Source organism: Pantoea sp. AG1095, assembly GCF_003208415.1.
GTDB classification, from domain to species: Bacteria; Pseudomonadota; Gammaproteobacteria; order Enterobacterales; family Enterobacteriaceae; genus Pantoea; species Pantoea leporis.
Genome location: NZ_QKMJ01000004.1, coordinates 140,754 through 157,066, shown reverse-complemented (window position 1 = coordinate 157,066; position 16,313 = coordinate 140,754). Strand labels below are relative to the sequence as shown.

The window sequence follows — 16,313 nt, the reverse complement described above, 5'->3', positions numbered from 1 at the left end:
CATGACAACCTTAAACCGCTTCTTTCCTGGCGATCGCATCATCCGCTTGCAGTTATTGATCATCGTCGCCGTTGCCGTGCTGTTCTCGTTCACGCTGGGCGGCAGTTTTTACAGCGTCGGCAATTTCCAGTCGATCTCCTCTCAGTTACCGATTCTGGGCATGCTGGCGCTGGGTATGGGTATCACCATGCTCACCGGCGGTATCAATCTTTCGGTCATTGCCGGAGCCAATGCCTGTTCGCTGGCGATGGCGGCCATTCTGGTCGCGCACCCGAACCAGCCAGAATATTTCGCGCTGGCGATGCTCGCGGGTCTGGTCATCGCTGTGCTCATTGGCGCGCTCAATGGCGCACTGATCGCCTATATCGGTGTTTCGCCGATTCTGGCGACCCTCGGTACCATGACGCTGATTGGCGGGCTGAATATTCTGCTAACCAATGGTGCTGTGATTTCCGGTTTCCCGGCAGCCATTCAATATCTCAGCAACGGCAGCCTGCTCGGCATTCCGGTTGCGCTGCTGTTATTCCTGCTGGTGGCGCTGCTGTTGTGGGTGTTACTGGAACATACCACGCTGGGACGCAGCCTCTATCTGATGGGTTCTAACGAACAGGCCACGCGGTTCAGTGGTGTTAACACCCACAAAGTTACCCTCGCGGTGTATGTGCTTTCCGCGCTGCTCGGATGGGGCGCGGCACTGCTGATGATGTCCAAATTCAACTCGGCCAAAGCAGGCTATGGCGACTCCTATTTGCTGGTGACCATTCTGGCTTCTGTACTCGGCGGAATTAATCCCGACGGCGGGTTTGGCCGGGTCATCGGCCTGGTACTGGCGTTGATCGTCCTGCAAATGCTCGAGAGCGGCCTTAACCTGATGGGCGTCAGCAGTTATCTGACCATGGCGCTGTGGGGTTGCGTTCTGATCCTGTTTATCGCTCTGCAAAACAGAAAATCATAAGCGAAAGATTTTTACGAAGGGAAAAAACATGGCGACATATTTTATTGGAATAGACGTAGGAACCGGCAGCGCCCGCGCAGGCGTCTTCGATATGACCGGCCGCATGGTCGGCCAGGCCAGCCGTGAGATCACGTTGTACCGCCCGAAAGCCGATTTCGTCGAACAGTCTTCCGATGAGATTTGGCAGTCTGTCTGTAACGCCGTAAAAGACGCGGTTAATCAGGCAGATATCAATCCTATTCAGGTGAAAGGCATCGGTTTTGACGCCACTTGTTCGCTGGTGGTGCTGGATAAAGAAGGTAAACCGCTGACCGTCAGCCCTTCCGGGCGAAGCGAGCAGAACATTATTGTATGGATGGATCACCGTGCTATCACGCAGGCAGAACGCATCAATGCCACCGGCCACCGCGTGCTGGAATTTGTCGGCGGAATCATCTCACCAGAAATGCAGACGCCAAAACTGCTGTGGCTGAAGCAACACATGCCGACGACCTGGAGCAACGTCGGGCATCTGTTCGACCTGCCTGATTTTCTTACCTGGCGCGCCACGCAGGACACCACGCGTTCGTTGTGCTCCACCGTCTGCAAATGGACGTATATCGGTCACGAAGACCGCTGGGACTCGAGCTATTTCCGCCAGATCGGTCTGGAAGATTTGCTGGAAAACAACGCGTCAAAAATCGGCAGTGAAGTAAAAACCATGGGTGAGCCGCTGGGGCATGGATTAACTCAGCGCGCCGCTGCAGAAATGGGGTTGATTGCCGGTACGGCGGTCAGCGTCTCCATTATTGATGCCCACGCGGGTAGCCTCGGCATTCTGGGTGCCAGCGGCGTATCCGGCGAATCAGCAGATTTCGATAATCGCATCGCGCTGATTGGCGGGACGTCCACCGCTCATATGGCGATGTCGCGTAGCGCGCGCTATATCGGTGGGATCTGGGGGCCATATTATTCGGCGATTCTGCCGGATTACTGGCTGAATGAAGGCGGACAATCGACTACCGGCGCGTTAATTGATCATGTCATTCAGTCACACCCGTGTTATCAGGATTTGCTCAAACAGGGCAAAGACAGCGGCAAAACGATTTATGAAATTCTGAATGGTATTTTGCGCAAGATGGCGGGTGAGCCAGAAAATATCGCGTTCCTGACCAAAGACATTCATATGTTGCCCTATTTCCACGGCAACCGCTCACCGCGTGCCAATCCAACACTGACGGGCACGTTGACTGGCCTGAAATTGTCTCGCACGCCGGAAGACATGGCGCTGCATTATCTCGCCACCATTCAGGCGCTGGCGCTCGGCACTCGTCATATTATTGAAACCATGAACCAGAGTGGTTATTGCATTGATACCATGATGGCGAGTGGTGGCGGCACTAAAAACCCGATTTTTGTGCAGGAGCATTCCAACGCGACAGGCTGCGCAATGCTGTTGCCGGAAGAGAGTGAAGCGATGTTGCTCGGCAGCGCCATGATGGGCACCGTTGCAGCGGGTGTCTATGATTCGCTGCCGGAAGCCATGGCTGCAATGAGCCGTATTGGTAAAACCATCACACCTCAGACCAACAAAATTAAAGAGTATTACGATCGTAAATACCGCGTATTCCACGAGATGTATCACGACAGCATGAAATATCGTGACCTGATGCAGGGGAAAACCGAATGAATGCGGAAGAAGAATTTACTCAGGCATGTCAGGCCTGGCAGACCTATAGCGAGGAATTACTGGCGTTACAGCGTAATCTTGATGCCGAAACCTGGCATCAGCTCCTGATGCTGGTTACCGGATGTCACGGTAAAATTGTTGTGACCGGTGTTGGCACCTCGGGCATTGCCGCGCGGAAAATCGCCCATATGCTGGCGTGCGTCGAACAACCGGCAGTGTACCTCAACGCTACCGATGCAGCCCACGGTGACCTGGGATTTATGCGCAACAACGACCTGATGATCCTGATTTCACGAGGCGGTAATTCTGAAGAACTGACGCGCCTGCTGCCGACGCTTAAAACCAAAGGCGTTGCTATCATCAGCGTGACGGAAAACCTGGACTCAGCGATTGCCGACGCCGCTACGCTGGTGGTGAAAACGCATATCCAGCGGGAGATCGACCCGCTTAATATGCTGGCTACCACTTCTATCATGCTGGTGCTGGCGGTGTTCGATGCGCTGTGCTGTAACATCATGCTGCGTAACGGCTTCGATCAGCAGCGGCTGCTCAACGTCCATCCGGGCGGAAATGTCGGCAAAATACTGCGCGAACAGGATATGTGATCGACACCTTCATCCTGTAATTTCTTCCGCTAATAACATGCCAACACTACTTAATCATTTGAGGAGTGATACCCGATCGACATCACTCCATAAAACCGTTAATGCTGACTTCAGGCAGTGGTATTAATGTTGCGCCCAATTGCAGGGTTTGCAGGCAACTGAGGAATCGAATCCAGAATGCCGCTTGCCATCGATTGCTGATTATCTAACGTTTTCTTCAGTACTAACGTGCTTATTTTATTAGCCAGTTCCATGTTATCAAGGCCGGTAGCCAGTGATGTAATTTGTGATACATCCATCTTGCTCTCCTGATTAATACGAATATTGAGTACAAAAACAGCTTTTAAAAGCCTGAAACTTTTATCGGCATTTGCACGCATTACTTTAACGTTCACTCGTAAGGCGATTTCGCAGAATCGCCCCTCAAACCACTCACCGCATTATGAATGTCTGCGCTGCCTCAATGCATAGGCCAGCACCACGACAAAGCACAGCAGCGGCAGGCTGTAAGCCACAGCGGTACTGACGTGGTCAGAAATCAGCCTGATGAAATAGGGCATAATCGCGCAATGAATTGCGCCGCTACACTGTGTGCTCTCGGTAATTAGCCCCGTTAAAGAAAATCATGATCATCATCACAATATATAGAGTCGAACACGATTAAATAATGGACTCAATATTTGAAAACGCACGTCATTAATCTGATTAATAAAAAAAACCTTCACTAATTGGATATCAGCAGCCACACTGTCAACCAATTAATTTAGCCTGCAGAATAAACAGTAATATTGGGTATTTTTTATATGAATATTTCGCAATAATACACAACATTAATGCATATAGAAGAAAGCTTCATTTTTTGCGGATGGCTTATAAACAGTCCTTAACGCTATCAACACAGCTCTGTAGATGAGAGACATGCAATGTACTCTAACTCAATATGGATCATGTTAGAAAAGTCAGTCAATATCATCGGGCTACTATATATTAATGCGCTGATGGCAAAATACGTTGGCCCTGAAGACTATGGCAAAATAAACATTTCAACTTCTCTGTTTATATTTGTGCAAACGCTATCGTGGTTTGGCGGTCAGAACATCATCTTTAAACGCATGAGTGAAAAGAGTAAGTCTGGGATCGCATTAGCGATACACACACAAAATCAACGGCGATTTTTCTTTCTCCTGTCATCAAGCGCGGTGTTGATCTACCTCTACTTCTTCACTGACATCATTGTGTTTCTATTTGGTGTGGCCAACTGTATTGCCACTTACTACATTGTGATGGACTTCTTTTCCATCTACAACAACACGCAATTAAAATCAAAAATAAACACTATCACCAATGTGATCGGCTTATCTGTTGCCTTGTTGATTCGATTCTCTATTTCATACTTCAAAATGCCCGTGTACTACTTCACCATTCCTATTATTATCATCCCGCTCATTCCTTATTTCCTGCGTCTTATCTATTTTAACTACACCACAAAAGTAAATGAGAATCGTAAAGGCGCCGGAATGTATAACCGTCATATGTTATTCACCGGCGGTGCGCTGATTTTATCAAGTCTATCGGCTGACATCTATACGCAGATATCGAGCATTTTTTTGGCAAAAATCCTTTCTTACTCAAATCTGGGCGTGTATAGCGTCGCGTTAACCATAGGAGGTGCCTGGTCATTTATCGTATTGGCATTAATAACAAGCTTCTTCTCAAAGATATACAGTGAAAAAGATCAAATCACCGTTGAAATGCTACTCATTAAAATCAACCGAATTGTCATCTTGTGTTCGCTTATAGCATTAGCTGGATTCTACATTTTTGGTGAATACTTCATACATTTACTGTATGGCGATAAGTATATGGATTCCGTGAGTATCATTCCCATCATTATCATCGGCACTATGTTCTCTGCATTAGGTACAATTTGTTATCGCTATATGATCAAAGAGTCCGGATACAGTTACCTGGCTAAAAAGATGTTTTTATGTTGTGTCTTAACCATACCGCTTTCATGGCTAATGATTAATTCCTTCGGCATTAATGGGGCCGCATACTGTTTTTTGATCGTTGAGATTATGTCTTGCACTTTACTCAATTACTTCTTCAGAAATAAAACAATCATCAAAATGCATCTTAACATTTTCAAACTGAGATAATTTTAATGAAAATGATAAAACACACAGTCAAATCAGCGTTAAAAATCAGCGCATATATGTACCCAGAATTTTGCGCTAAAACACATTACTATATTAAGTTCAAGAAAAAGCTGAACTTAACCAATCCAATCAATTTCAATGAAAAAATTCAGTGGCTCAAATTCAATGAGTTAAATGGTGATATTTATACCTTGTGCGCGGATAAGTATAAGGTTCGGGAGTATGTGATAGCGAAAGGGTGTGGTGAAATCCTGAATGAACTCTACGGCGTGTATGATGACCCAATGGATATTGACTACCGCGCATTACCCAATAAATTCGCACTTAAGTGTAACCATGGCGCAGGTTACAACATAATCTGTGATAGCAAGGCATCACTGGACATTGAAAAAACCAACAAGCAACTCAGTAAGTGGTTGAAGCAGGATTTCTCCTCCCATTTCATTGAGCCGCAGTATAAGAAAATTGACCGTAAAATCTTATGCGAAAAATACATTGAGAATGAACGTGGTGGATTCCCAGAGGATTATAAATTCTACTGTTTCAATGGAAAACCTTATGCGGTAATGGTGTGCATGGAGCGAGAGAAAGGTACACCTAAATTCTACTATTTTGATATGAACTGGCATCCGCTTCCCTTTGAAGATACTGTTGAATTAATCAATACCAACAGTTATCCAAAAATGCCGGAAGGTTTCAATAACATGAAAGAGTATGCGGTTAAACTGGCCGCTGATTTTAAATTTGTTCGTGCTGACTTCTACCTTCTCAACGGTAAGGTTATTTTTGGCGAATTGACATTTACGCCCTCTGCGGGACTCGATGTGACACTGCAGGAAGCCGATGCTATTTTAGGCAGCCAGCTAAAGTTGTAGTTTCAAAGTGATTGATTTACCTCCTTTCGTAACAGGTGCGCATCAATGCGCACCCTACAAAAACCTCGCCAAACTGCCTAAGGGTCGCCATTTGTGGCGACCGATGCATACACCACCCATCCCCTGCCTGCTACAGCGTCTATACTGATAAGTATGAATAAATAATCTGCAGATAACCGATATCAGAATGGTTACTGAATTTTTTGACTTATCTGACAACCACGGTTGTTGGCTTAATAAAAGGGAAAGTAATGCCATTATTATTTGATGAGTTATCTGGTGCTCCAACATGGGTGCCTGCTGTTATGCTTGTCACTCTCTCACTCGCAATAGGATTTCTGGCGCGATTTATTCTCCTTAGATTTATTCGCTACTGGCAAAAACGTGACAGAAAACTGTTCAAGTCACTGGAAAAGCATCTGCGCGGGTCGCTGTTTCTGTTTATCCCTTTACTGTTAATTAGTGCTGGACTTAATTATGTTAATATCCAGCCAGGATCTCTGAGCTTTATTACCACCACCGTTAATATATTCATTATTTTATCCTTTTGTTCGGTACTTATTCGATTGATTAATGTGGCGCAGGATATGCTATTTATTCGCTATGACATCAATCTTTCGAATAACCTTCGTGCGCGAAAAATTCGCACGCAGATAATGTATGTGAAAAAAGTCGCGATTGTCGTACTGGTGACACTGTGTCTTTCGCTAATTTTGCTCAGTTTCCCTGGCGTGCGAAAATTCGGCACGACCATTCTCGCCGGTGCCGGCGTTGCCGGTATAATCATTGGCTTTGCTCTGCAGAAATCGCTGGTTAACCTCTTCGCCGGGATTCAGATCGCCTTTACCCAACCGATAAAAATTGATGATGCTGTGGTGGTGGAAAATGAATGGGGCTGGATTGAAGAGATCAACCTGACTTATGTTGTGGTGCGTATTTGGGATCTGCGTCGTTTAGTTTTGCCCATCACCTACTTTACCGAAAATGCCTTTCAGAACTGGACGCGCAATAACGCCCAAATATTAGGCTCTGTTTTTCTTTACCTCGATTATTCGATGCCATTAGATCCTCTGCGTAAGCATTTTGAAAAAGTCCTCAGTGAAACTAAACTCTGGGATCAACAAACTCAGGTGCTTCAGGTTACGGATACCACTGACAAAACCATGACCATCAGATTATTGATGACGGCGCAGAATTCCCCCACCGCCTTTGATTTACGCTGTTACGTGCGGGAAAAGATGATTGAGTTTATTCAGCAAAATTATCCGCAGAGTCTTCCTCATGTGCGGGCGACATTGACTGATGCCGGGTTTAGAGAGGCGAGTCAATAAAGTTGTTGTGGAAAATCTTATACAGCACATGCTCAGCTAGTGCGTGATCGGCAGGTAACGCGGGATGGAGAAAGATAGTTTGTTTCTGCATCCCCAATCGCTGCATCAGCTTCTCAGATGGCGTGTTATGAGTACTGGTGAACGAAACGACCTCGGGAAGATGCAAAACATTAAACGCGTAAGCCAACGATGCCTGGGCGGCTTCTTTGGCGATTCCCTGCCCCCAGAACTTTTTATTAATACGCCAGCCAATTTCCGTGCAGGGAGAAAAATCGAAGCGATCTGGCTGCTGTGCTAAACCCACGCTGCCGACAAATTCGCCGGTGGCTTTCATCTCAACGGCCCAAAAACCCCAACCCTGGTTTGCACCAATCATCGCCTTAAATCTTGCAACGACGTTGTCGCTTTCCTGACGACTCAGCGTTTTCGGGAAATACTTCATCACTTCGGGATCGGCATTGAGTTCGGCAAAGGGTTGTAAGTCTGTTTGCTGCCATTGTCGGAGGATCAGGCGGTTTGTCTCTAACATGGTAAATTTTCCCTTAAACGTTATCCGATTCCTTAAGTTTACCTAACAGCCTTCGCTATAAACAAATTACACAGCCCCTTTCCTTTCATGAAAATCGATATCACCGATCGCAGGCGTTGTAGCAGCAATTCCTGATAGTCTGCTGATGTCATGTTCATTTTAAAAGGAGCATCAGTAATGGCAGCAAAAGAACACCATTATCAGGTCACGGTGCGCTGGACCGGCAACCGTGGCAACGGCACCGCATCTTATACTGCTTACGATCGTAACGCGGAGCTGATTGCCGCTGGCAAAGAGACGATAGCGCTAAGCGCCGATCCAGCGTTTCGCGGGGATGCGACGCGCTGGAATCCGGAAGAGTTATTGCTGGCTTCGGCCTCGGCATGCCACAAATTGTGGTATCTGCATTTATGTTCTGACGCCGGAATTGTAGTGGAAGCTTATGAAGATGCAGCAGAAGGGACAATGATTGAGGGCACGCGCGGTCGGTTTACCAACATCACGTTGAAATCGCGCATTGCGCTGCGCGATCCGGCGGATGCGGACCGCGCGCGTGAACTGCATCATCAGGCCCACGAAGCCTGCTTTATTGCTAACTCGCTTAACTACCCAGTGAACTGCGAACCCGAGTTCGTGTAATTCAGGCCGCGCCGGCCAGCGACGGTTGCCACAAGCGTACGCCGTTGCGTCCGGCGCGTTTCACCTCATACAGCGCTTCATCGGCATGCCGCAACCAGTGACGTATGGATTCTGCATGCGCTGCCGATGCAATACCTATACTCACCGAACAACGAAACTCCGCCGATGCCGGTAAACGCACCTGCGCGATCTTTTCCTGCAATCGTTGGGCCAGCGCCACCACCGATTCGTCGCTGGCATGATGCACAATCACGCCCAGCTCATCGCCGCCAAAACGCGCTGGAATATCCTGCAATCCCACATGATTTCGCAGCAGCGAGGAAATTTCCGCCAGCAGGAAATCCCCCGCCTCGTGTCCCCAGGTATCGTTTACCGATTTGAAATAATCGAGGTCTATAAGCAGTAAATAGCCAGCGCTGTCGCCACGACGCGTGCTGAGAAATTCGCTCTCCAGCCGACGTTCAAACAAGCGACGATTGGGAATCCCCAGACCGGGATCCATCAGCGCAATGCGCTCCAGCTCGCGGTTGCGTTTGCGCAGTTGCCAGGTGAGATTGTACGAGGTGACGCTGAGTACCAGCATGTAGCAGGTTGCCAGCGGCAGGCTCAGCCAGACGGTTCGCGTGCTGAACGCCAAATCAACGCCTGCGCCATCTACCAGCCATACCAGCACAAAGGCGCAGAGAAATGCCTGCATCGCTGCAATCAACTGGGCAGCACCGCCCGCTGCATAGCGGTCCGAGGCCAACACCGCCATGATGACAAAGGAAGGCAGCGGACTCAGCGCCATCAGCGCTACCCAAATGCCACCAAAGGCGGCATCAAGGGTTAAGTTGTGCCGCTCGGTGGCGGTGGAATCTTCGGCCCGCAGCGCGCGCTGATAAGCCAGCCACGGCCAGAGAAACGCATTCACAAATAACAGGGCGCTAAACGCCAGGCCACGATCCCGCTCCATCAGTACCGAGAGAATCGGGAAAAAACATAACATCGTGCCGAGTTGACGCATGATAAACATGCGGCGGACGAAGCGTTGGGAGCGCCGCTTCAAATGGCTATCGTCAGGTGAGTAGTAGTTCATGCAGGGAAAGTATCAGGACGACAAGAATTGCAGTTTAACGGGAAATATCGGCGGCAGGTCGCTTTATTTTAAGAATATTTACCTTGCATTTCTGCGGCCGAAAAAAAGTATTGCAAGCTGACCCAAAGAAAGACCGTGGAAGTAAATCTGGAGCTACTTCCACGCTGTTTTTCTAACGTGCAGCACCTTGCAGGCGGAACTGCGACACCAATCGCTCCAGCATCAGCGCCTGCTCTTCCAGGGAGTTCGCCGAGTGCGAAGAGGCGCTCACCAGCGTGGCGTTCTGCTGCGTGGTGGTATCCAGCTCGCCGACCGCGCGGGCAATTTGCTCGATGCCGCGGCTCTGTTCATCCGACGCGGCGGAAATCTCTTCCATAATTTGATTCACACGCGCAATGCTGCCGAGAATCTGATCCATGGTTTCACCGGCGCGCGCCACCTGCTGATGGCCATTGCTGATGCGTCCGACCGATTCATTGATCAACTGTTCGATGTCTTTCGCCGCCCCGGCGCTGCGCTGTGCCAGATTGCGCACTTCGCTGGCGACCACGGCAAAACCGCGTCCCTGCTCGCCGGCACGCGCGGCTTCTACCGCCGCGTTCAACGCGAGGATGTTGGTCTGGAACGCGATGCTGTTAATCACGGCGGTGATATCGGCAATCTTCTTCGAGCTGTCAGAGATTTCGCCCATGGTGTTCACCACTTCACGCACCGCGATGCCGCCTTTGTTGGCGTTGTACGAAGCTTCCGCCGCAATCTGACTCGCCTGTCGCGCATTGGCGGCGTTGTTTTTCACCGTGGCGGTGAGTTGCTCCATGCTGGCAGCGGTCTCCACCACCGCCGCCGCTTGTTGTTCGGTGCGTGAAGACAAATCGAGGTTGCCTTGATTAATGGCGCTGGCCGCCTGCGATACACTGCTAACGCTGCTCAGCACATCGCCGATCATGCTGCGCAGCCGTTCGTTCATGCGTCCCATCGCCGAAGTCAGCTTGCCGAGTTCATCATGCCGATCGGTGGCAAACTGCGAGCTGAGATCGCCATTGGCAATGCGCTCCGCCAGTTCGAGGTTATGGAATACCGGACGCGTGATCTGACGAATGATGTACCACGCCACCAGCACGCCGAACAAAATCGCCAGACCACCAATCAGCAGCGAAATTGCCGCCGAGCCGTTGGCCAGTTCATCGTTACGCGCTTTGACGATGGTAATAATCTGTTTGATCGCTGCACTGCTCTTATCGCCCGCCACTTTGACGGTGTCTTCCGCCGCACGCAGCTGGCCATAGGCATCCGCCGCTTGCAGACTCAGGCTTTTGAATTTCTCAGTGTCCTGCCACAGTACGGTGAATTCGCCCTGCTGTTCCGGCGGCAACTGCGCCAGCAGCGCTTTCATGCCTTGATCCGCCTGCTGGAAATGATTCTCCAGCGTTTTACGCAGCGCATCGCTGACGTTAAAACGCAACGCCCAGGCTTCTTCGCGCACATTGCTGATAGCGAACAGCTGCTGGTAAATTTGATTGGTAAGTTCAGGATTAGTAACAGGAGTGCGAATCAGTTGGGTGTAGCGCGTAGTCATGTCTTGCTGGCTTAAAGCGTCAATTTGCGAGCGCAGGCTATTGAGTTGCTGCGTGGCTTGCGTCATCGCGCCAATGCTGTTCTGGAAACTGCCGAGGTGCGTTCCCAGTTCATCCACCCGCGCTCTGGCACCTTCCGACCATGAAAGCTGCTTCGCATCGCTGGTGAGTTGCTGCGCATGCGTGACGTAATTTGCCATCACCTGGCCGGATTTGTCATCGCCATACAGATATTTGAGGCGGTTAATTTTGGCCTGGAACACTTCAATGTTGATGTCATAAATCAGGTTGGTTTTCTGATAGATGTCATGAATGGCGTTAAAGCGCTGCACGCTTAATCCGGTTGCCAGCGCCACTAACAACAGCACGATGCCGAATCCTGCCGACAGCTTACGCATGATGCGCACGTTACGTAATCGGGATACCAGCCCCATCTTCCCTGCTCCTGCGTTAATTATTTTTGTATGGTTTGTAAGGGAGTTATCGGAGCGTTGCGGGAAATGTTTATTCGGGATGGTGCAAAAAGTGATTGCAGGATGTGACGCGCTATTGAGAGCAGTGCGCAAATTTAGGGGCAAACTTGTTGCGCTAACTGGCTGAAACCTAAACGGAGTGGTAACCCCATCACCCACGACTTTACTTTTTTTCCTGACTAACCCAAACCAGCTCGTCAGCAAAAGTTTGCTCTATTGGTTAGCATTTCACATTAAAGTATGTTGTAACTATATGAGCTAAAATCTACGTTTGTCGAAAATATTGGTCTGGCTTGCTTTAAAATTCAATGCTATCAGCAGTTTGTGTCTCTGCGAAGATGGCGATTTCAGGATGAACTCGCCTGCGGAAAAGCGCAGGCGTTAATGGTTTTACCAGCGTGTCGCTTGCATATCGATAACGAAACGATATTTCACATCGCCCTTCAACATGCGCGCGAAGGCTGTTTCGATCTCTTGACCGGCAATCACTTCAATATCGGCAGTAATATTGTGCTTGCCGCAGAAATCCAGCATCTCCTGAGTTTCCTGAATGCTGCCAATTGATGAGCCGCTAATGCTCAAACGACGATTTACCATCGGCGTCACATTTGGAGACTGGTGCGGTTGCTCCGGGATACCCACCAGCACCAGGCGACCGTTGGTTTTCAGCGTGGCAAGGTAAGGATCGAGATCGTGCGGAGCCGAGACGCAGTCTACGATGAAATCCAGTGAAGTTTGCGCGGCGGCCATCTGCCCGGCGTCACGTGAAACCACCACGCGCGTCGCACCCAAGCGCAGCGCATCTTCACCTTTGCCGGGTGAAGTGGTGAAAAGCGTGACTTCCGCGCCCATTGCGCTCGCCAGCTTAACTGCCATATGCCCTAATCCGCCCAAACCGACTACGCCGACTTTATCGCCGGCTTTTACGTTAAAGTGACGCAGCGGCGACCACACGGTAACGCCCGCACACAGCAGCGGTGCAACGCCAGCCAGTGGCAAGGTTTGCGGTACGGACACCACAAAGTGCTGATCGACCACCACATTCTGCGCATAGCCGCCCCACGTGCTGTCGCCGGTGTATTTGTCGATGCCGTTATAGGTCGCCACAAAGCCGGCTTCACAATATTGCTCTTCTTGCTGCTGACAGAAATGGCATTCGCGGCAGGAATCGACCATTACGCCGACGCCAACTACATCACCGGCTTTGAAATTCGTTACGTCCGCGCCGGTTTCAACAACGCGTCCGACAATTTCATGTCCCGGCACCAGCGGATAGCGGCTGACCGCCCATTCGTTACGGGCCATGTGCAGATCCGAATGGCACACACCGCAATACAGAATTTCAATTTTGACATCCTGCTGTTGCAGCGGTCGCAATGCAATCTGGCCTGAAGAGAGCGGTTGGGCCGCGTCGTGCGCGACTAATGCATTGATTTTCAAAGGGCCTCCGAAATGAGTTGGCTTTGGCTAGCTGAAGGCGGCAGACTATAGTTAACATGGTGCAAAATTGATAGTAGTTACCTTTTGGTAACCATTCAGGAGACGAGAACTATGCCCGCGATGGTAGACGGTAAACTGTTTTTTTATGCGGATTCGCCGCCGCGACGGTTAATGGATCTGTTTTCGGTGAAATGGAGCAGCATGGTTCTGCATGCGCTCTATCATTGGCCTAACCATCGCGCGCGCACCGGCGAGCTCCAGCGCAGTCTGCAAGGAATTTCGAAGAAGATGCTGTTTCAGACGTTGAAAGAGCTGGAGCAGCGCGGGCTGATTGCGCGTCACGTTTATGATGTGGTGCCGCCGAAAGTCGATTATCGCCTAACACCGCTCGGCATGACGTTCGCGGCACCGATCGAGCAGATGTATCAATGGGGGCTGGAGAATCAGGCGGCGCTGGATGAGATGGAAGCCCACTTTCGCGCCGCTACGGACGTGCCATCAGCCGCGCCACACATTCCCGATCGTGCTGCTGACGCGGATTAAACACCACCAGGCTTAAACCCGGTTTACCTTCAACCGCAAAGGTGCTGTATTCCATCTCAAGCACGCCTTCGTCCGGCAGCCACAGCTGTTTAATACCTTCGCCATGCTGACTCACTTCCTGTGATTGCCACAGCTGGCGGAAGGTGTCGCTCATCTCGCACAGCTCCTCCACCAGCGCGCGCACATGCTCGCTGGCGCCGGTGCGCGCCACATCTGCGCGGAAGTTGGCCACCATGCCGCGTGTCACTTTATGCCAGTCCGGCAGACGCTTTTTCATCTCCTCGTTGCGAAACATCATCAGCAGGATATTGCGCTGGGCTGGCGGCAGTTCAGCGTAATCGACAAACACTTTGGTTGCCGCACGGTTCCACGCCACCACTTGCCACTCTGCGGTTTTGACCAGCGCTGGCGTGTTCTCCATGCTGTCGAGCACGCGCTGCAGCGATGGCGAAACATCCACGCCCGCCTGCCATGTCACGCCAGGCAGACGATTTTGCGCCAGCAAAAACAGATGATCGCGCTCGGCGGCGCTCAGCTCTAATGCGCGGGCTAAGCGTTCCAATACTTCTTCCGATGGCGCGCCGCCTCTGCCCTGCTCCAGCCACGTATACCAGGTAGTACTGACACACGCGCGCACCGCCACTTCTTCCCGGCGCAGGCCCGGCGTGCGGCGGCGAAGTAGGGTGTAACCAAGTTTCGCCGCATCCAGCCGCTGGCGACGTTCACGCAGATAGTTGCCGAGCTGGTTGTCATCTTGGGAAGTCATGCCTTTATCCTGTTAGTGCGTATACCTGTATAAGCTCACGACTTTTCGTCGCGTTGCAGACTTTTATGATAGTGCTTCAACTTTGAAAAAGTGGAGCACCAATATGCGAATTTTTGTGACCGGGGCGAGCGGCTTTATCGGTTCCGCCATTGTGAAAAAACTGCAGGCACGCGGTTATCAGGTGCAAGGTCTGGCGCGCAGCGAGGCTTCCGCAGAAAAACTGCAGCAGCAAGGTGTGCAGGTGATTCGCGGCGATCTGCAAGATCTCGACGGCCTGCGTAAGGCGGTCGAACAGAGCGATGGCGTGATCCACGCAGGATATATTCATGATTTCAGCCGCATGGATCATGCCGCCGAGGTCGACCAACGCGCGATTCTGGCGATGGGTGACGTATTGGCAGGTTCAGATCGCCCGCTGATTGTCACCACCGGCACCGCGCTGGTGTCGCCGGGACGTCTCGCCACCGAACAGATTCGACCAGCAGCGGGCACGCATCCACGTTCCAACTCCAACGTCGCCGCGCTGGCGCTGGCCGACAGCGGTGTGCGCGTGGCGCTGGTGCGTTTACCGCCAACCGTACATGGCGCAGGCGATCACGGATTTATTCCGATGATCATCAATATGGCGAAGGAAAAAGGCGCAGCGGTGTATGTCGGCGAGGGTGAGAATCGCTGGCCCGCGGTGCATCGCGATGATGCCGCTGAACTGTTTTGCCTCGCGGCTGAAAAAGCTGAGCCGGGCGCGATTCTGCATGCAGTACAGGAAGAAGGGGTGCCATTCCGGCAGATTGCCGAAACCATCAGCACCGGATTATCACTGCCGGTGAAAAGCCTGACGCTGGAAGAAGCAAAAGCGTGGTTAGGCTGGATGGCATTTTTCGCGTCAACTGACAATCCGTCATCCAGCGCGTGGACGCGTCAGACGTTTAACTGGCAGCCGAGCGGGCCGGGGTTATTGCAGGATATGCGCGAGGCGGGATATTTCAGTGAGTGAACCCGTGATGAGTTCTCAAGATCATTGACTTAAAACGCTAAGAGAAATATTTACCCACATCATCACGCTGATGAATAACAGCGAGCACTTCAATTCCACCGGGCACCAGACGATAGAAAATCATGTGGGAGCCGCTAGGGAAACTCAAAATATTCGGGCCAAGTTCGTCACGTTTACGGCCTGTGCCCGGATTTTTATCTAAATGACTCAAGGTGTTCTGCATACCCTGAACATAGATTTGCGCTGTCATTGGCCCATACGTTTTATGCGAATGTGCATTGATGTCTCTGACCTGCTTTCTTGCTGGTCCGGTAAAAATGACGGTCATCCCTGGGTTTACTCCCCGGCAGATTTGATTTCTTCAGCAGCCAGTGGACTAAAAACATCTTCCAAAGTGTAAACATCGCCTTGCTCGGAAGCAGCAATAGACTCGGTAAGCATATTGCGAAGATTCTCCAGCTTATGTGCTTCCAGCGCGTTGTAATCGTCCACTGACATAATGACAAATTTTGGATTGCCATTTTTGGTAATGCCGACAGGCTCGCGTGTCGCTTTGTTGAGAACTTCGCCAAACTGGATTTTGGCTTCGCTGGCTGTAAAGCTATACATAATCCCACCTATTTTGGTCAAATCGTACCGATTCGTACCTATATTAGTTCTCGCGATGCTCTATTACAATCACA

17 protein-coding genes are annotated in these 16,313 nt (G+C 50.6%); 9 read left to right on the top strand and 8 right to left on the bottom strand.

The window, feature by feature from the left end; translation table 11 throughout:
• Window position 1: 1 nt before the first annotated feature.
• The 3 genes from DEU53_RS11180 to DEU53_RS11170 are packed head-to-tail and all read left to right on the top strand — an operon-like array spanning window position 2 to window position 3,229.
• On the top strand, window positions 2–955 hold the full coding sequence (locus DEU53_RS11180) for an ABC transporter permease (RefSeq protein ID WP_110867099.1): 954 nt from the start codon (window positions 2–4) through the stop codon (window positions 953–955).
• A 28-nt stretch (window positions 956–983) separates the two neighbouring features.
• Entirely contained in the window at window positions 984–2,624 is a 1,641-nt protein-coding gene (locus DEU53_RS11175) for an FGGY-family carbohydrate kinase (RefSeq protein WP_101761226.1), read from the top strand.
• A complete protein-coding gene (locus tag DEU53_RS11170; protein WP_110867098.1) occupies window positions 2,621–3,229 on the top strand; it encodes an SIS domain-containing protein in 609 nt (202 codons plus the stop codon). The genes DEU53_RS11175 and DEU53_RS11170 overlap by 4 nt, the downstream gene beginning before the upstream one ends.
• A gap of 110 nt (window positions 3,230–3,339) precedes the next feature.
• Here the strand turns inward: DEU53_RS11170 and DEU53_RS11165 are convergent, their stop codons facing one another.
• Window positions 3,340–3,528, bottom strand: a complete 189-nt coding sequence (locus DEU53_RS11165; RefSeq protein WP_110867097.1) for a YjfB family protein — start codon at window positions 3,526–3,528, stop codon at window positions 3,340–3,342.
• Between the two features lie 624 nt (window positions 3,529–4,152).
• Here DEU53_RS11165 and DEU53_RS11155 point away from each other — a divergent pair.
• The 3 genes from DEU53_RS11155 to DEU53_RS11145 all read left to right on the top strand — a co-directional run bounded on the left by DEU53_RS11155 (window position 4,153) and on the right by DEU53_RS11145 (window position 7,594).
• On the top strand, window positions 4,153–5,388 hold the full coding sequence (locus DEU53_RS11155; RefSeq protein WP_110867096.1) for an oligosaccharide flippase family protein: 1,236 nt from the start codon (window positions 4,153–4,155) through the stop codon (window positions 5,386–5,388).
• Window positions 5,389–5,393: 5 nt separating this feature from the next.
• Entirely contained in the window at window positions 5,394–6,263 is an 870-nt protein-coding gene (locus tag DEU53_RS11150; RefSeq protein WP_101761223.1) for an ATP-grasp fold amidoligase family protein, read from the top strand.
• A 251-nt stretch (window positions 6,264–6,514) separates the two neighbouring features.
• Entirely contained in the window at window positions 6,515–7,594 is a 1,080-nt protein-coding gene (locus tag DEU53_RS11145) for a mechanosensitive ion channel family protein (protein ID WP_110867095.1), read from the top strand.
• On the opposite strand, the gene DEU53_RS11140 is transcribed toward DEU53_RS11145, so the two are convergent.
• Window positions 7,575–8,123, bottom strand: a complete 549-nt coding sequence (locus tag DEU53_RS11140) for a GNAT family N-acetyltransferase (RefSeq protein ID WP_110867094.1) — start codon at window positions 8,121–8,123, stop codon at window positions 7,575–7,577. The two genes, DEU53_RS11145 and DEU53_RS11140, sit on opposite strands and share 20 nt — an antisense overlap.
• Window positions 8,124–8,300: 177 nt before the next feature.
• On the opposite strand from DEU53_RS11140, the gene DEU53_RS11135 reads away from it, so the two are divergent.
• Window positions 8,301–8,762, top strand: a complete 462-nt coding sequence (locus DEU53_RS11135; RefSeq protein ID WP_110867093.1) for an OsmC family protein — start codon at window positions 8,301–8,303, stop codon at window positions 8,760–8,762.
• A 1-nt stretch (window position 8,763) separates the two neighbouring features.
• Here the strand turns inward: DEU53_RS11135 and DEU53_RS11130 are convergent, their stop codons facing one another.
• From DEU53_RS11130 to DEU53_RS11120, 3 genes are all read right to left on the bottom strand, one after another.
• Complete coding sequence (locus tag DEU53_RS11130; protein ID WP_101761219.1) at window positions 8,764–9,840, bottom strand: diguanylate cyclase; 1,077 nt, start codon at window positions 9,838–9,840, stop codon at window positions 8,764–8,766.
• A gap of 172 nt (window positions 9,841–10,012) precedes the next feature.
• Complete coding sequence (locus DEU53_RS11125; protein ID WP_110867092.1) at window positions 10,013–11,848, bottom strand: methyl-accepting chemotaxis protein; 1,836 nt, start codon at window positions 11,846–11,848, stop codon at window positions 10,013–10,015.
• Between the two features lie 429 nt (window positions 11,849–12,277).
• Window positions 12,278–13,327, bottom strand: a complete 1,050-nt coding sequence (locus tag DEU53_RS11120; RefSeq protein WP_110867091.1) for an NAD(P)-dependent alcohol dehydrogenase — start codon at window positions 13,325–13,327, stop codon at window positions 12,278–12,280.
• A 111-nt stretch (window positions 13,328–13,438) separates the two neighbouring features.
• Between DEU53_RS11120 and DEU53_RS11115 the strand changes: the two genes are divergently transcribed.
• Window positions 13,439–13,870, top strand: a complete 432-nt coding sequence (locus DEU53_RS11115; RefSeq protein WP_110867090.1) for a helix-turn-helix domain-containing protein — start codon at window positions 13,439–13,441, stop codon at window positions 13,868–13,870.
• On the opposite strand, the gene DEU53_RS11110 is transcribed toward DEU53_RS11115, so the two are convergent.
• A complete protein-coding gene (locus DEU53_RS11110) occupies window positions 13,812–14,636 on the bottom strand; it encodes a helix-turn-helix transcriptional regulator (RefSeq protein ID WP_110867089.1) in 825 nt (274 codons plus the stop codon). The two genes, DEU53_RS11115 and DEU53_RS11110, sit on opposite strands and share 59 nt — an antisense overlap.
• Before the next feature lie 103 nt (window positions 14,637–14,739).
• On the opposite strand from DEU53_RS11110, the gene DEU53_RS11105 reads away from it, so the two are divergent.
• The gene (locus DEU53_RS11105; RefSeq protein ID WP_110867088.1) at window positions 14,740–15,630 is read left to right on the top strand and encodes an SDR family oxidoreductase; all 891 of its coding nucleotides are present in this window, start codon (window positions 14,740–14,742) and stop codon (window positions 15,628–15,630) included.
• A 37-nt stretch (window positions 15,631–15,667) separates the two neighbouring features.
• Here the strand turns inward: DEU53_RS11105 and DEU53_RS11100 are convergent, their stop codons facing one another.
• Together DEU53_RS11100 and DEU53_RS11095 are read right to left on the bottom strand one after the other, a co-directional pair.
• Window positions 15,668–15,958: a type II toxin-antitoxin system RelE/ParE family toxin gene (locus DEU53_RS11100; protein ID WP_110867087.1), complete on the bottom strand. Its 291-nt coding sequence runs from the start codon at window positions 15,956–15,958 to the stop codon at window positions 15,668–15,670.
• 8 nt (window positions 15,959–15,966) lie between these two features.
• Window positions 15,967–16,239, bottom strand: coding sequence for a type II toxin-antitoxin system Phd/YefM family antitoxin (locus DEU53_RS11095; protein ID WP_110867086.1), 273 nt, complete (start codon window positions 16,237–16,239; stop codon window positions 15,967–15,969).
• Window positions 16,240–16,313: the final 74 nt, after the last annotated feature.

Bases quoted from the DNA above. Each gene is read 5' to 3' on its own strand.
- DEU53_RS11145 (WP_110867095.1), top strand. From the start codon at position 6,515: ATGCCATTATTATTTGATGAGTTATCTGGTGCTCCAACATGGGTGCCT.
- DEU53_RS11170 (WP_110867098.1), top strand. From the start codon at position 2,621: ATGAATGCGGAAGAAGAATTTACTCAGGCATGTCAGGCCTGGCAGACC.
- DEU53_RS11105 (WP_110867088.1), top strand. From the start codon at position 14,740: ATGCGAATTTTTGTGACCGGGGCGAGCGGCTTTATCGGTTCCGCCATT.
- DEU53_RS11155 (WP_110867096.1), top strand. From the start codon at position 4,153: ATGTACTCTAACTCAATATGGATCATGTTAGAAAAGTCAGTCAATATC.
- DEU53_RS11165 (WP_110867097.1), bottom strand. From the start codon at position 3,528: ATGGATGTATCACAAATTACATCACTGGCTACCGGCCTTGATAACATG.
- DEU53_RS11095 (WP_110867086.1), bottom strand. From the start codon at position 16,239: ATGTATAGCTTTACAGCCAGCGAAGCCAAAATCCAGTTTGGCGAAGTT.
- DEU53_RS11150 (WP_101761223.1), top strand. From the start codon at position 5,394: ATGAAAATGATAAAACACACAGTCAAATCAGCGTTAAAAATCAGCGCA.
- DEU53_RS11100 (WP_110867087.1), bottom strand. From the start codon at position 15,958: ATGACCGTCATTTTTACCGGACCAGCAAGAAAGCAGGTCAGAGACATC.
- DEU53_RS11125 (WP_110867092.1), bottom strand. From the start codon at position 11,848: ATGGGGCTGGTATCCCGATTACGTAACGTGCGCATCATGCGTAAGCTG.
- DEU53_RS11175 (WP_101761226.1), top strand. From the start codon at position 984: ATGGCGACATATTTTATTGGAATAGACGTAGGAACCGGCAGCGCCCGC.
- DEU53_RS11135 (WP_110867093.1), top strand. From the start codon at position 8,301: ATGGCAGCAAAAGAACACCATTATCAGGTCACGGTGCGCTGGACCGGC.
- DEU53_RS11180 (WP_110867099.1), top strand. From the start codon at position 2: ATGACAACCTTAAACCGCTTCTTTCCTGGCGATCGCATCATCCGCTTG.
- DEU53_RS11115 (WP_110867090.1), top strand. From the start codon at position 13,439: ATGCCCGCGATGGTAGACGGTAAACTGTTTTTTTATGCGGATTCGCCG.
- DEU53_RS11130 (WP_101761219.1), bottom strand. From the start codon at position 9,840: ATGAACTACTACTCACCTGACGATAGCCATTTGAAGCGGCGCTCCCAA.
- DEU53_RS11110 (WP_110867089.1), bottom strand. From the start codon at position 14,636: ATGACTTCCCAAGATGACAACCAGCTCGGCAACTATCTGCGTGAACGT.
- DEU53_RS11140 (WP_110867094.1), bottom strand. From the start codon at position 8,123: ATGTTAGAGACAAACCGCCTGATCCTCCGACAATGGCAGCAAACAGAC.